The sequence below is a fragment of the Aquisphaera insulae genome (genome assembly GCF_011064615.1).
Lineage (GTDB): Bacteria > Planctomycetota > Planctomycetia > Isosphaerales > Isosphaeraceae > Aquisphaera > Aquisphaera insulae.
In genome coordinates, this window is sequence record NZ_JAALJH010000146.1 from 1 (window position 1) to 12,778 (window position 12,778).

General features: G+C 67.4%; 16 protein-coding genes. 8 read left to right on the plus strand and 8 right to left on the minus strand.

The window, feature by feature from the left end; translation table 11 throughout:
* Window positions 1-140 precede the first annotated feature (140 nt).
* The 3 genes from G6O54_RS35195 to G6O54_RS35205 form a co-directional block, all read right to left on the minus strand.
* Window positions 141-752 carry a Uma2 family endonuclease gene (locus G6O54_RS35195; protein ID WP_165235094.1) on the minus strand — a complete coding sequence of 204 codons (612 nt, stop codon included), beginning with the start codon at window positions 750-752 and terminating at the stop codon, window positions 141-143.
* 165 nt (window positions 753-917) lie between these two features.
* Window positions 918-1,529 (minus strand): Uma2 family endonuclease, encoded by a 612-nt coding sequence (locus G6O54_RS35200; protein ID WP_165235097.1) that lies wholly within the window; start codon window positions 1,527-1,529, stop codon window positions 918-920.
* 192 nt (window positions 1,530-1,721) lie between these two features.
* A complete protein-coding gene (locus G6O54_RS35205) occupies window positions 1,722-3,092 on the minus strand; it encodes a DUF4832 domain-containing protein (RefSeq protein WP_165235100.1) in 1,371 nt (456 codons plus the stop codon).
* Window positions 3,093-3,350: 258 nt separating this feature from the next.
* Between G6O54_RS35205 and G6O54_RS35210 the strand changes: the two genes are divergently transcribed.
* Window positions 3,351-4,532, plus strand: coding sequence for a serine hydrolase domain-containing protein (locus tag G6O54_RS35210; protein ID WP_165235103.1), 1,182 nt, complete (start codon window positions 3,351-3,353; stop codon window positions 4,530-4,532).
* 627 nt (window positions 4,533-5,159) lie between these two features.
* Here the strand turns inward: G6O54_RS35210 and G6O54_RS35215 are convergent.
* A complete protein-coding gene (locus tag G6O54_RS35215; protein ID WP_165235106.1) occupies window positions 5,160-5,588 on the minus strand; it encodes a hypothetical protein in 429 nt (142 codons plus the stop codon).
* Between the two features lie 84 nt (window positions 5,589-5,672).
* On the minus strand, window positions 5,673-6,830 hold the full coding sequence (locus G6O54_RS35220; RefSeq protein WP_205679145.1) for a sulfite oxidase: 1,158 nt from the start codon (window positions 6,828-6,830) through the stop codon (window positions 5,673-5,675).
* A gap of 203 nt (window positions 6,831-7,033) precedes the next feature.
* Between G6O54_RS35220 and G6O54_RS35225 the strand changes: the two genes are divergently transcribed.
* The 4 genes from G6O54_RS35225 to G6O54_RS35240 all read left to right on the plus strand — a co-directional run bounded on the left by G6O54_RS35225 (window position 7,034) and on the right by G6O54_RS35240 (window position 8,761).
* Entirely contained in the window at window positions 7,034-7,372 is a 339-nt protein-coding gene (locus G6O54_RS35225) for an ArsR/SmtB family transcription factor (protein WP_165235109.1), read from the plus strand.
* Window positions 7,369-7,851, plus strand: a complete 483-nt coding sequence (locus G6O54_RS35230; RefSeq protein WP_165235113.1) for an SRPBCC family protein — start codon at window positions 7,369-7,371, stop codon at window positions 7,849-7,851. Before G6O54_RS35225 ends, G6O54_RS35230 begins: the two co-directional genes overlap by 4 nt.
* Window positions 7,852-8,136: 285 nt before the next feature.
* Window positions 8,137-8,442, plus strand: coding sequence for a hypothetical protein (locus tag G6O54_RS35235; protein ID WP_165235116.1), 306 nt, complete (start codon window positions 8,137-8,139; stop codon window positions 8,440-8,442).
* Window positions 8,399-8,761 (plus strand): type II toxin-antitoxin system PemK/MazF family toxin, encoded by a 363-nt coding sequence (locus tag G6O54_RS35240; RefSeq protein ID WP_165235119.1) that lies wholly within the window; start codon window positions 8,399-8,401, stop codon window positions 8,759-8,761. The genes G6O54_RS35235 and G6O54_RS35240 overlap by 44 nt, the downstream gene beginning before the upstream one ends.
* A gap of 42 nt (window positions 8,762-8,803) precedes the next feature.
* Here G6O54_RS35240 and G6O54_RS35245 read toward each other — a convergent pair whose 3' ends face one another.
* The 3 genes from G6O54_RS35245 to G6O54_RS35250 are packed head-to-tail and all read right to left on the minus strand — an operon-like array spanning window position 8,804 to window position 11,154.
* A complete protein-coding gene (locus G6O54_RS35245) occupies window positions 8,804-10,114 on the minus strand; it encodes an EamA family transporter (RefSeq protein WP_165235122.1) in 1,311 nt (436 codons plus the stop codon).
* Window positions 10,115-10,118: 4 nt separating this feature from the next.
* Window positions 10,119-10,247 (minus strand): hypothetical protein, encoded by a 129-nt coding sequence (locus tag G6O54_RS38465; RefSeq protein ID WP_256369024.1) that lies wholly within the window; start codon window positions 10,245-10,247, stop codon window positions 10,119-10,121.
* Between the two features lie 22 nt (window positions 10,248-10,269).
* Entirely contained in the window at window positions 10,270-11,154 is an 885-nt protein-coding gene (locus G6O54_RS35250; RefSeq protein WP_165235125.1) for an inositol oxygenase family protein, read from the minus strand.
* A gap of 252 nt (window positions 11,155-11,406) precedes the next feature.
* Here G6O54_RS35250 and G6O54_RS35255 point away from each other — a divergent pair, with 252 nt between their 5' ends.
* The 3 genes from G6O54_RS35255 to G6O54_RS35265 all read left to right on the plus strand — a co-directional run.
* Window positions 11,407-11,616, plus strand: coding sequence for a ribbon-helix-helix protein, CopG family (locus tag G6O54_RS35255; protein WP_165235128.1), 210 nt, complete (start codon window positions 11,407-11,409; stop codon window positions 11,614-11,616).
* A gap of 33 nt (window positions 11,617-11,649) precedes the next feature.
* Window positions 11,650-12,222: a helix-turn-helix domain-containing protein gene (locus G6O54_RS35260; protein ID WP_165235131.1), complete on the plus strand. Its 573-nt coding sequence runs from the start codon at window positions 11,650-11,652 to the stop codon at window positions 12,220-12,222.
* Between the two features lie 46 nt (window positions 12,223-12,268).
* Window positions 12,269-12,778: hypothetical protein (locus G6O54_RS35265; protein WP_165235134.1), on the plus strand; the 510-nt coding region annotated here is incomplete at its 3' end.

Genomic DNA, 12,778 nt, shown 5'->3' on the forward strand with positions numbered 1-12,778 from the left:
TGACGTGACGCTGACCTCGGTCTCGTACCATCGCGGTTTGAGACCCTGCCGAAGCCTGTGTGCCCCTACCCTTCGTTGAACGGTATTGGGCCTTACCCGGGTTGCCTGAGCCTTCGGGATCGATCGCCACGCGCCCTTTTTCAGCGAGGCGTATCGGTCGCCTTGCGGCGTGGCAGCAGGTCCGCGACGGCGATCCGGGCGACCAGCTTCCCGTCAAGGACGAGTTCGACGGAGCCCTCGGGGCCGATGATCTCGGGATCGGCCCCGGGGCGGAAGACCTCCAGGCGGCCCTGGACGAGGTTGAGGACCCAGCACTCGGGGATGCCGCCAGCGACGAAGATCCTGGCGCGTCGCCGATCCCGCCGGAGCGACGTGTCGGCGACCTCCACGATGACCGCGACGCGATCCGGCCGAGGCGCCCCGTCGAGGTAGTCGGCCGGCACGCCCCGGACGAGCGAGACGTCCGGCTCGGGCATGCTCCTCCTGTCCGGGATCGCCACCGGCTTCTCGACCCAGACCAGCCAGCCCGAGCCCGCCCCCCGGAGCGATGCGAGCGCGTCCTGGACCATCTGTGCCGCGACACAGTGGGCGTCGCCCCTGGTCATCTTGCCGACGATCCTTCCCTCGATCAGCTCCACGGGAGCGTCCGCGTCGATGACACCGTGAGCGATCAGCCGTTCGTACTGCTCCACGCTCATCCGCTGCCGTCGCGCTCGCCCCGGGGGCGACTCGGATCGTTCGACCGTGCTCATCCCCACCCTCCAGCACATGACCCGGCTGGCGCACCCTTGGCCTTCGCGGATCCAGCCATAACCCCGGCAGAGTTGATGGAGGCCATGTCAGAGAGCGTCGCGGCTCCCTGACCTGGCCTTACCCGGGTTGCCTGAGCCTTCGGGATCGATCGCCACGCGCCCTTTTCAGCGGGGCGTATCGGTCGCCTTGCGGCGTGGCAGCAGGTCCGCGACGGCGATCCGGGCGACGAACTTGCCGTCAAGGACGAGTTCGACGGAGCCCTCGGCGCCGATGATCTCGGGATCGGCAGACCCGGGGCGGAAGACCTCCAGGCGGCCCTGGACGAGGTTGAGGACCCAGCACTCGGGGATGCCGCCGGCGACGAAGGTCCTGGCCCGGCGGCGGTCCCGCCGGAGCGACGTGTCGGCGATCTCGACGACCAGGCCGACGCGGTCCGGCCTCGGTTGGCCATCCTCGTAATCTCGCGGGCCGCCCCTGACGATCGAGAAGTCCGGCTCGGGCATGCTCTTCTTGCTCGGGATCGCCACCGGCTTCTCGATCCTCACGAGCCAACCGGCCCCGGCCAGCGTCGCCATGAGGGCCACCTGGACCAGGTCCGCGGCCGTGCAATGCGCGTCGCCCTTGGTCATCTTGCCGACGATCCTTCCCTCGATCAGCTCCACCGGCGCATCCGCGTCGATGACTCCGTCCGCGATCAGCCGTTCGTACTGATCCACGCTCATCCGCCGCCGTCGCGCCCGCCCCGGGGGCGACTCGGATCGTTCGACCGTGCTCATCCCCACCCTCCAGCACATGACCCGGCTGGCGCACCCTTGGACTTCGCGGATCCTACCATAACCCCGGCAGAGAGGTCTGCGGCGGACTATCGCTGGCCAGGCACCCAGGGGGACTCGCCCTCGCGCGGATTCGCGTGCGGATTCGGCGTGGCAGGCCAGCGGGCCACACGTGGCTGCGGCAAACGCCGCCCGTCAGCGGACGTCCACGTCCTCGGCCAGGATATTGCGGCCGGATGGCTCGAGGAAGCGGATGTCTTCATTGGCCAGTCGGATGGAATAGCGCCCGTCGTCCCGCAGGCCGGGCGACGGGTCCGCCAGGTGCAGCGACAGCGTCCAGGGGCCGCGGGGGGCCTCCGGCGGCACGCGGAGCTCGCCGATGACGTGGATCGCCCCGCCCGGGCCCCAGCTCCGGGGGTCCGCGTCGGCGACGGCACGGTACTGGGCCTCTCCCCGGCTCAGCACGAACGCCGCTTCACGCGGAAGGACGGGGGCGGCGAAACCGACATTCCTCAGCTCCAGCTCGATGCGGAGGGTCCCACCCGGCGCGACCGCCTGGTAGCTCAGCCGATCCGCGACCAGCCGGTAGCCAAGCCGGCGCTCGATGTGATCGAAGGCGTTCTCGCCGAGGTGCGTCGCCTTTCGCCAGCCGTCCAGCGTCCCCCGGTGGTACGAGATGTTCAGGTAGGTCGCGTGCAGCAGCCCGAGCTCTCGGACCACCTGCTCGATCGGCGTCCGGGCCGAGGTGGGGACCGTCTCCCCGCCGAACGGGGCGTAACGCCCGTGGTTGTCGCACCAGCGCAGCTCGCGGTCCCGATCCCAGCCGCGCTGTGCGTAGGTGCCCATGTCCGTCGGCAGGCTCAGGAGCGCGTCGTCATGCCAGCCGGTCCTCGCGAGCGACACCCCCTTGGCGGCGGCCTCGGCCGTCAGGTCGGGCTCGTCGGCGAACAGGTCGCGGATGAACATGGGCCGCCGGACCTGCACCGGGACGGGCGAGGGGACGGCCTCGAGCAGGCCGAACAGCACGGCACGGCGCGCCTCCAGGGACGGGGGGTCGCCGTGATTGGATCCGTGCCATTCCCCCCAGGGGCCGAGGAAGCCCGCCTGGACCGCGAACAGGACGTCTCGGTCCGCCCGGAACACCGCCGCGAGCTGCTTGATGTGGCCCTGGATCCGCCCCAGGTCCTTGGGGTCGGCCCGATAGTCCCGCCCGGTGAAGCCGTACGCGGCGCGGAAGATCACCTTCAGCCCGTTCTCCCTGGCCCTGGAGAAGGCTCGCCGCAACTCGGCGAGCTTCTCCGGGCTGATCTCTCGGTCCTTGAATTCCCGCAGGTCCATCTCGACCAGGAGCAGCGTGATCCCGCGCGCCCGCAGGCCCTCGAGCCCGTTCATCCGTCCGCTCATCCGGGCCGCATAGAAGCCGCGCTCCGGGTTCGCGATGGCCGCCCGGCTCTCCCGGTAGCGGACTTCCTTCGTGCCGCCGGGCTCCTCGGCCTGCGCGGTCCCGAGCTGTGCCGGCAGGCAGAGAGAGGCGATCAGACCGAGTTGGGCCAGTAAGCTCCGCATGTCGACCTCGAGGGGGATGGCAGGGCGGAGGTGCAACCGTCGGTCGCCGACCCGGGGCCGCCGCACGGCCATCATCTTCCGAAGCCCCTGGATGCGGCAAGCGATCTCTGGCCGTCTCGTGTCTCGGCCGCGAAATCGGCGTGGCGGTCCTCGCCTCGTTCGGCTCCCGACGGATCGCCCATGCCTTGCCTGTGAGCGGGCTCGCTGTACGATGGCCCCGATCCTCCGGACCCACTCGAGCACCCTCGCGAGGCACACATGAACAGGCTGGCCGCCACGATCACGACCATCGGCCTGATGGCCACTCCGGGCCTTGCTCAGGAATCCTCGGGGACCGCACCCTCGATTCCCGCCGTGGGCGAAGCGCTGAGGAAATGCGTCGCCGACCGCGAGATCGCCGGCGCCGTCACCCTGGTGGCGACGCCCGAGGGGATCGTCCATCGGGACGCCACCGGCAAGGCGGACATCGCCGGGGCCCGGGCCATGCGGCCGGATTCCCTCTTCTGGATCGCCTCGATGACCAAGCCCATCACGGCCACCGCCGTCATGATGATGCAGGACGAGGGCAAGCTGTCGGTCGACGACCTCGTCGAGACGCACCTGCCCGAGTTCAAGGCGCTGAAGGACACGGAAGGGAAGCCGGTCAAGGTCACGATCCGCCACCTGCTCACCCATACCTCGGGGATGGCCGAGGCCACGCCCGACGAGGCTCGCGTCGTCAAGGATCTGGCCGGGCTCGTGCCGATCTACGTCAGCAAGCCCGTCCAGTTCCCGCCGGGATCGAAATGGGCCTACTGCCAGTCCGGGATCAACACGGCCGCCCGGATCGTCGAGGTGACCTCCGGCATGCCCTTCGACCGCTTCCTCGAGCAGCGACTGACGGGCCCCCTGGGGATGAAGGATACGACCTTCTACCTTTCCGAGGAGCAGGTCCCTCGGCTCGCGACCTCGTATCGCCGCAGCGATCAGGGCGAGCTGAGCGCGACCCCGGTGAGCATCCTGTACGGCAAGGCTCCGACCAGCCGGGATCGCTACCCGGCGGCCAATGGCGGCCTGTTCTCGACGGCCGGGGACTATGCCCGCTTCTGCCGGATGATCCTGAACGGCGGCGAGCTCGACGGCAAGCGTTATCTCAGGCCGGAGTCCGTCGCCCTGATGACCTCGGTGCAGACGGGCGATCTCAAGACCGGCTTCACGCCCGGCAACGGCTGGGGACTGGGCTGGGCCGTCACCCGGGAGCCGCAAGGGATCACCGCGATTCTCTCCCCCGGCACCTTCGGCCACGGCGGGGCATACGGGACCCAGGCCTGGATCGACCCCATCAAGAAGCGGGCTTACATCCTCATGATCCAGAGGGCCGATTACCCGAATTCCGACGCCTCCGACGTGCGCCAGGCCTTCCAGGACGCGGCGGCCGGGGCGCTGGATCGCGGGAAGTGAGGAATCCCGACTCCACTCGCCGGGGGTCATCATCGCGGGGGAGCAGGTCTTGTTGCTGGTGACCGAGCGTCGAAAAAACAAAAAACCTGGCCTCCGAAGCCTTTGTGCCCCCCGACACTTTAAAGGCTCATCCGGGAGGAGCGAGCGCCCGATCGGAGGCTCACGGCCGAAGGGGCAAGACGGCCTTGGGGGAAGAAGCGGGTGGCCGGGTGAGGGATGCGGTCCGGGGCTTCGAGCTCGAGCGGCGATCGATGGCCGTTGCGAGTCCCGAGGCCGTCTCGGTCTCGCTCGCCTGGGCGGGCCGAGAGGGCCATCGTTCCCCCCTTACGAAGGGGGGATTCAGGGGGGTGGATTCGATCGCCGTGGCCCGGACCATTCACCCCCTCCGACTCCCCCTTGGTAAGGGGGAGAGCCGGATTTGGCCTCATCCTGAAGCCCGCGCACACTTCTGCCGGATGAGCCACTTTACACTTGACCCCCGACGCCTTGTGACGGCCCCGACGCCGTTGAGCACATCAAGGCCTACCTTGAGTCGGGCCACGATCCCGAGAAGAAGGAATGGCCTCGCCCGGAGCGGGGCGCGGGCTGTTGCGCGGCGAGCATCCGGGCATCGGGCTAGACGAGCCCTCACCTCCGCTTCGGTGCCACCGCCCGCTCCTTGAACGTCTCGCCGCTGATCTTCGCCCCCCAGATCCTGGGGATCTTGACCAGACGTTTCACCTCGTCGTAGGTCAGCCCCGCCTCGGCTAGCTGCTTGAGCGCGGGCAGGAAGGTCCCGTCGAAGAACGGTCCCATCTTGTCGGCGACCTGTCTGTCGAACGACGCGGCGGTGATGGTCGATTTCTTCTTCTTCTCGGCGGCCGACTTATCGGCGTGGTAATCCTCGGCGGTGCCGCTCGGCTTGCCGAGCCTGGCCTTCGCCCCCATGATGGCCGCGACCATGCCCCGCTCGCGGGCTTCCTTGTCGTCCAGGCCGTCGAGCAGCCCTTTGGCGTAGGTGTAGGTCGCCAGGATGTCGAACTTACCGATCGAGACGTCGCCGGATTTCTTCGCCATGGTTTGCTCCGCCTGGGGCCTCCTTTGCCGGAAGAACGGAGCAATTCCGGTTCCGAAGCGGAAGGAGAAGCGCGGGTGAGCGGCCTATTCGACCATCACATCGACGGGCACGACGTGGTGGATCATGACCGTTCGTAGGTCCGTGTCCCGCTTCGGTGGCTGTGCTCGGCCCCGTTCATCGGTCGCGCGGGCCATGATCGAATGACGCCCCGATCTTTCAGGAGACCAGTTCCACTCCCAGAGCCGCCAGGTGTGATGCGCGGGTTCGCCGAGGAGCCTCGCCTCCGCCCAGCTCCTCCCTCCATCGACGCTCACTTCCACCCTGGCCACACGGGCTTCGCCAGCCCACGCGGCCCCGAAGACGCGATATTTCTCGCCCTTCGGGATCACCTCGTCGCGGGCTGGGCGTGCGACCTGGGCCTTCACCGCGTTCTCGGTGAGCGGGACGAGCGTAGGCTCTCCATGGATCCGCTCGAAGATCGAGTAATCGAGCGTCTGGAAATAGCCGGCGAACGGACGGTCGGCGACGATCACCCGGGAGAGCCATTTCACCGAGGCCATCCCGTACCAGCCCGGAACGATCGCCCTGACGGGGAAGCCGTGCTCGGGGGACAGGGCATGGCCGTTCATCCTGTAGGCCAGGAGGACGTCGCCCAGGGCCTTGGCCAGCGGCACACTCCGGGCGAAGGGGATCTCGCCGGGCGACTTCGGCTCCTCCTCGACCTTCCCCTTGTCGCTTCCCTCCAGGATGACGTCCACGGCACCCTCCTTGACGCCCGCACGCTCCAGCAGGGCTTTGAGCGGCACGCCGGTCCATTCGGCGTTGCCCACCGCCCCCGTCTCCCAGAGGAGGCCCTTGGCTTTCGGGACGAGGAAGACCCGCCCGTTGCCGGCGCATTCGAGCATCGCCGTTCTGGTTTGCGGTGGTAGGGCCTTCAGCTCGTCCAGTCCCATCTCGAACGGCCTGGCGACCGAGCCTTCCACCTTCAGGCGCCAGCTCGAGGCTTCCACCTGCGGGATCGCGAAGTGGCTCCGAACGTAGAATCGAGAGGCCGGCGTGAGGAAGCCGTCGACGGAGGAGAATGGCATCTCCAGGTTCTTCGGTTCGGACTCGCGGACGATCAGGCCCTGGGGCGTCCTGTCGTCGGCCTTCGCCTCGCCGGGTGGAATCATGCCGAGCAGCGGGCCCGTCGCGACGCCGCCGAGGAAGGATCTCCGCCCGATGGATGTGTTGTTCCGCATTGGAATCTCCGGTTACGCGCGCCCAGCTCGTCCGATCGTCTGCATGAATCCACTCCACGCTGCGAATGCAGTGCCGCAACCCGGATGGTCCGGACGACCGAGCTCACCCGCGACGAGAGCTTTCGATCAAGGCCAATGGCAAGCTCCGCCGGGAACGATGGCTAGGTCTTGACCTAACCTTCTTTTCGTCTATAGTTAGGCTAATGCCTAGCCATGTGGCCCAATTGAATCTCCTGTTCCAGGCCCTGGCCGACCCGACCCGCCGGGCCGTGGTGGAGAGGCTCTCGCGCGGGCCGACCGCGACGAGCGAGCTGGCCCGGCCGTTCCGGATGGCCCTGCCGTCCTTCCTTCAGCACCTGGACGTCCTGCAGAAATGCGGGCTGGTCAGGTCCCGCAAGTCCGGGCGGGTTCGCACCTACGAGCTGGCGCCTAGCTCGTTGCGGGAGGCCGAGGACTGGATGGCGACCCAGCGCCTGCTCTGGGAGCGCCGCCTCGACCAGCTCGATTCGTATCTCGAAGACCTCAAGGAGCAGACCCAGTGACGCAATTTGATCCGAAGACCGACCTCGTGCTCGAACGTGTCATCGCCGTCCAGCCCGAGCTCGTCTGGAAGGCGTGGACGACGCCCGAGCACCTGATGAAATGGTTCACCCCGGCGCCGTGGAAGACCGTCGGCTGCGAGATCGACCTGAAGCCGGGTGGGAAGTTCCACACCCTGATGGAGTCGCCCGAGGGGCAGCAGTTCCCGAACACCGGGTGCTACCTCGAGATCGTGGAGAACAGGAAGCTCGTCTGGACCGGTGCCCTCTTGCCCGGCTACCGGCCGGCGAACATTTCGGCCGACGTGCCGTTCGTCTTCACCGCGATCATCGAGATCGAGCCACACGGTCCCGGGACGAAGTACAGGGCGACCGTCCTCCACAGCACGGAGGACGGGCGCTCGAAGCACGAGGCCATGGGGTTCCACCGCGGTTGGGGCGCGGCCCTGGACCAGCTCGTCACCCTCGCCCAGAGCTGGTGAGCCCGCACTCGGACGGCTCGGCCTGAAGGGAGTCCGCCGGCAACGCCACCGCCCGCCCGTACCCAGGCATGGGCATCAATGGTCGGGCATGGGCATCGATGGCCAGGCATCCAAGGGGGAATGGACTGTCCTCAGCGCAGGGCCATCGATTGTGACTTCCCTTCTTGGCCATTGATTCCTTCTGATTCCCTGCGCGTTCGGAAACGTGGTAGACCGCTGTCACGACCTGGTCTACAATTTTGACGGCAAGAATGTCGTCTATCCTGCAGATCGGGTGAGTTGGCCATGGCCGATACGAGTCTGACGATCCGGATCAGCCGGTCCACACACGAGGTCCTGCGCAGCATGGCGGACCGGTCGAACGCCACCATCACCGCCCTGGTCGACGAGGCCGTGCGCGACCTGGAGCGCAAGCAGTTCTGGGCGGACTTCAATGCCGCGTGTGAGGCGAACCGGGGTGATCCCGCGGCCCGGGCCGACCTCCAGGGAGAGGATGCGGCCTGGGAGGGGACGCTCGCCGACGGACTCGAAGAGGAGCCACGGACTCATGAGCAGCGGCCGAACCGTCGCGGCAAGTCCGGCGCGAGGTGAGATCTGGGACGTGGACCTGAGCCCGACCGTCGGCCGCGAGCAGGCGGGACGCCGGCCCGCGTTGATCGTCTCGGACGATGCCCTGAACAGCGGACCTCGCGGCCTGGTTGTCGTGATCCCGATCACGGGGACGGCCCGCGGCTTGCCGAGCCACGTCCCTGTCATCCCGCCCGAAGGGGGACTGATCAAGCCCAGCGTCATCATGGTCGAGCAGGTCCGGGCGATCTCGAAAGACCGCCTCGGTCGCCGCTACGGCGCGACCACGAAGGCGACGATGGACCGGGTCGATCGGATTCTCAGGATCATCCTCGGTCTCTGACCATCCCCGCGCGCGAAGAGGGGCGAACACAGGGCGTCGCGTTCACGAGAAGCGGGTGCGTCTCCAGAGGATCGTCCCGCCGACCGCGAGGAAGACCAGCGAGAGCGCCGAGAGGACGGCCATCCAGCGGAAGTCCATGGCGATCGCCGGCATCGCGGCGTTCATGCCGAGCCAGGCGAAGATTCCCACCGCCGCGGCCACGATCAGGAACTCCCACCAGGGACGCCGCCCCGGGCCGGTTTCGGGCGTTTCCTCACCGCCCACGGCGGCGGCGACCTCGACGGGGTCCAGGCCGTAGCGGCGGCACTCGCGCTCCATCGCCAGCCGCCACGAGGACTGTTCGGAGGCCGGCGCCTCGGCCAGGCCGATGGCGACGGCCCCGGCGATCATGACCAGCGAGCCGCCGACGACCAGCAGGTGGGCCTCGGTGCTGAGCGTGGCCAGCTCGTTGAAGACGAGGGCCCCCCAGGCCAGGCCCCAGAGCTGGTTGGTGTTGGAGAGCGGGATGCCCCGGCCGATGCCGATGTACTTGGCCGCATACTGCTGGAAGAGGTCCCCGAGCACCCAGCAGAACCCGCCCAGGAACAGCCAGAAGAGCGACGGCAGCGCCCTGGCCAGCTCGGCCTGGAGGCCGGCCGGTCCCCCCTGGTAGGCCAGGGCGAGCGCCAGGGTCGTCCCCAGCTCGCCGACCGTGAACACGGTGACGAACGCGAGCGGGTTCATGCCGCTGATGTACGCCTTGCGGTAGGGGATGTACATGGTCCCCCACATCACCCCCGCCCCCAGCGCGGCGAGGATCCCGCGGGCCCGGCCGCCGCCGCCGTCGGCGACGGTTCCGCCGGGGTGCTGGGTGGCATAGGCCAGCAGGCAGGTGCCGACGACGATCGCGGCGGCCCCGCCCAGGACCTTGGCCCAGTCCTTCGGCGCCGACCCACGCAATTCGTTGAACAGCAGCCAGCCCCAGAGCAGGCCGATCAGGCTGTTGGTGTTCCAGAGCGGGAAGGCGATGGAGAGTCCGACGTCGCGGATCGCGAAGACCGTCAGCGTGTTGGCCACCGCCCAGAGCATCCCCGCCAGGATCGCCCAGGCGATGAGGTGCGGCCTGGCCTTCAGGTCGCTCGCCAGCGAGTGCGTCCCCCGCAGCGCGACGGGGACCGTCCAGCGGGCGACGAACACGCCGGCGACCATCCCCAGCGAGACGATGAACGGCGTCAGGCCCGCGGCGACGAGCTTCGTGGGCGCCTCGGCCGCCCCCAGCCACGCCCCCGCGGCCAGCCCGCTGATCACGCCCACGCCGTGCAACGACCGCGGGCCGCGCGTCGCGGCTTCGGCCACCGGAGAATCGATGGTCATGGTTTCACTTCAGGATGGAGAGGAGCGCCAGCCCGGCCGCCAGCACGACGACCGGGATCCAGAATTGCACGTCGCCGAGGATCGCCGCCGGCGACATCCCGGTCGCCGGCCGCCTGGGATCGACCTCGCTCATACGACCTCCAGGTCCGCCAGCCTCACCAGGCGAGCTGGGGCGGGTAGTATTCGGCGATCAGCTCCCGGTAGAACGGAGCCAGCGCCTTGACGTCGGGCTTGGTGTGGCCCTTGGAGTACAGGTCGTACGGGTTGAACTTGCGGACCCACTCGAGCAGCCGCCGGTCCTTCTCGTTCGTCAGGTGCGCGTAGGCCCCGGCGCGGTGCCAGGCGTAGAACGAGTGGTAGCGGATCATCGCCAGGCCCTCCTCGGGGAGGTGGTCCTTGACGACGTGGTACAGGTACTCGTCGTGGCCCCAGCAGAGGTGGACGTTGTCCAGGCCGCAGCCTTCCTCGTAGATCCCGCAGGGGGTCTGATATTCGGGGACCTTCGAGTCCGGGTTGTCGGCGAAGAACTCGGGGAAGACGATGTCGTCCGAGTAGGCGCAGCCGACGGGGAACGTGTCGCCGACGACCGCCCACTGGGGCTCGTCGAAGAGGCAGAGGATCTTCCCCAGGTCGTGGACGAGCCCGGTGAGGACGAACCAGCGGGGATGGCCGTCGGCGCGGATGGCCTCGGCCGTCTGCATCAGGTGCTCGATCTGCGAGAGGTCCGTGTCCGGGTCGCTGTCGTCGACGAGGGTGTTGAGGAACTCCATCGCCTCCCAGACGCCCATCCGCTTCCGCTGTCGGGACAGATACTCGCGCTTCTTGGCGAGGACGAAGTCGAGCGTCTGGTTCGTGTGCTGGAGTCTGTAGAACTCCCGGACGCCGGCCCGGACGTTCTTGCGGTAATCGCGGAACTCGGACTCCTTCTTGCCCTCGCGGGCGATCGGCGCCTCGGCCTCGTCGGCGACGTGCGCCGATTCCCAGTCGTCCAGGTCGGCCAGGGGACTCTGCTGCTGCGCGTCTGCGATCGACTTGGACATGTCGGGATGACTCCTGCGAGGCCGGAGGTTCATCGACGGGCGGACGATTGGACACGAGGGATTTGCACGACCCTGATCGGCCCATTGTAGGATCGCCCCGCGGTACGGGAAAGAGAGGCTGGGTGAGCGAGGTGCCCTGCATCGGCGGCACCCACTTCGGCGACCGCGGTATCATCGTTGGCCAACAAATAGCCAAAAAACATTGACTTGATGGCCGATCATTCTATAATCACGGGGGAGGAGGGATCTTGAATGGGCGCCAAACGAACGATGACCCTGAATTTGACCGACGCCGAGATGGCCACTCTCGAAGAGCTTTCCGAGAAGAAAGACCTCTCGAAGACGGCGGTCCTCCGGCAGGCTCTCCGGCTCTACCAGATGGTGGACGCGAGGATTGAACGGGGCGATAAGCTCTTCTTCGAAGACGAGGCCAAGGCGAAGGCGGAGGTCATGGTTCTGTGAGTAGCGAATCCATCCAGATCCAGAGGCGTTCGGATGGAAGCTTCGTGGAAGCGGCCCTGCTCGACGGTATGGCTCCCGACGACTTCATCCTCGTGGGGAACGATGGGGGAGATAACCATGTCAAACAGGAACAAGCCAAAAGGGCAGTCGCGTGACTGGCTGCTCAAGGCGGCTGACATTGAGGATACCTGCCGTTCCGTCTCGGTCGGCGGCCTGGCGGCGGACCTCGGCATGCTGTCTCCCGGCACGGCGAGCATCAAGCCGGCTTTCGGCCGCTTGATCGAGTACGCGAGAAGGGACCAGGGACTCACGGTCGAGACGTTGGCGGAGCGAGCCGACGTCGACCTCGCGGCGATCCTCGAAATCGAGAAAGGCGATCGGGCCGTGCCGGAAGTGCGGACCATCTACCAACTCGCCCAGGCCCTTCGTCTCCCTCAGGCCACGCTGATGGAGCTGGCCGGATTGGCGACACCGAAGCCGGAAATCAGTCGTGCGGCATTGAAGTTCGCGGCGAGATCGGAGCCGACCTCGAAGCTGACTCGCGACGAGCGCGAGGCTTTCGAGGAGTTCGTCAAGGTGCTTGCCGAAGTGTCCGATGGGGCGTGAGCAGGTTGCAAGGCAATCTCGCCGTGCCATGGATGAGAGGCGTCGCATGCGCGAGGAAACCCGTGTCCTACTTCGAGCCATGGAGGATTGGCCCTGGTTCGAACACGTTGGCGAATCGATCAGCGACCCGGGGGTCATCGCCATCCATTCCTGGGACGAGGCGGTCGAGCCGCGTCGGAGCCATGTCTGGGAATGCCTGACGTTGCAGGTGAACAACACCAACTATCGCTCCGTGAATAGCCGAGACTGGCACCGGGCCCAGGGTTGGAATCCGCTCGTGGCCGAGGTCAGGCTCGTCTTGAAGCCACTCTTCGGCCATATCGAGGAGATCGGCTCACGCCTGTCGCTGCCCCCAGATGCCTTCTATCACCAGGTCACGTGGGACCTGATTGGGATAGCGACGGAGACTGAGTATGCTGATGTCATTACGCCGCTATTCAATGTCCCGGTCCTTGTCCCCTGGTATCAGATCGGGCACTTCCCCTGCGGCTGGGACGGCCCGGTCCTGGATACGGACTGGAAGGGCGAGTTCCCACCCTACCGCCTGCATGTCTTC

Excerpts from the sequence above, each read along its gene's own strand:
- G6O54_RS35195 (WP_165235094.1), bottom strand. The coding sequence starts at position 752 with ATGAGCACGGTCGAACGATCCGAGTCGCCCCCGGGGCGAGCGCGACGG.
- G6O54_RS35200 (WP_165235097.1), bottom strand. The coding sequence starts at position 1,529 with ATGAGCACGGTCGAACGATCCGAGTCGCCCCCGGGGCGGGCGCGACGG.
- G6O54_RS35205 (WP_165235100.1), bottom strand. The coding sequence starts at position 3,092 with ATGCGGAGCTTACTGGCCCAACTCGGTCTGATCGCCTCTCTCTGCCTG.
- G6O54_RS35210 (WP_165235103.1), top strand. The coding sequence starts at position 3,351 with ATGAACAGGCTGGCCGCCACGATCACGACCATCGGCCTGATGGCCACT.
- G6O54_RS35215 (WP_165235106.1), bottom strand. The coding sequence starts at position 5,588 with ATGGCGAAGAAATCCGGCGACGTCTCGATCGGTAAGTTCGACATCCTG.
- G6O54_RS35220 (WP_205679145.1), bottom strand. The coding sequence starts at position 6,830 with ATGCGGAACAACACATCCATCGGGCGGAGATCCTTCCTCGGCGGCGTC.
- G6O54_RS35225 (WP_165235109.1), top strand. The coding sequence starts at position 7,034 with ATGCCTAGCCATGTGGCCCAATTGAATCTCCTGTTCCAGGCCCTGGCC.
- G6O54_RS35235 (WP_165235116.1), top strand. The coding sequence starts at position 8,137 with ATGGCCGATACGAGTCTGACGATCCGGATCAGCCGGTCCACACACGAG.
- G6O54_RS35240 (WP_165235119.1), top strand. The coding sequence starts at position 8,399 with ATGAGCAGCGGCCGAACCGTCGCGGCAAGTCCGGCGCGAGGTGAGATC.
- G6O54_RS35245 (WP_165235122.1), bottom strand. The coding sequence starts at position 10,114 with ATGACCATCGATTCTCCGGTGGCCGAAGCCGCGACGCGCGGCCCGCGG.
- G6O54_RS38465 (WP_256369024.1), bottom strand. The coding sequence starts at position 10,247 with ATGAGCGAGGTCGATCCCAGGCGGCCGGCGACCGGGATGTCGCCGGCG.
- G6O54_RS35250 (WP_165235125.1), bottom strand. The coding sequence starts at position 11,154 with ATGTCCAAGTCGATCGCAGACGCGCAGCAGCAGAGTCCCCTGGCCGAC.
- G6O54_RS35255 (WP_165235128.1), top strand. The coding sequence starts at position 11,407 with ATGGGCGCCAAACGAACGATGACCCTGAATTTGACCGACGCCGAGATG.
- G6O54_RS35260 (WP_165235131.1), top strand. The coding sequence starts at position 11,650 with ATGGAAGCTTCGTGGAAGCGGCCCTGCTCGACGGTATGGCTCCCGACG.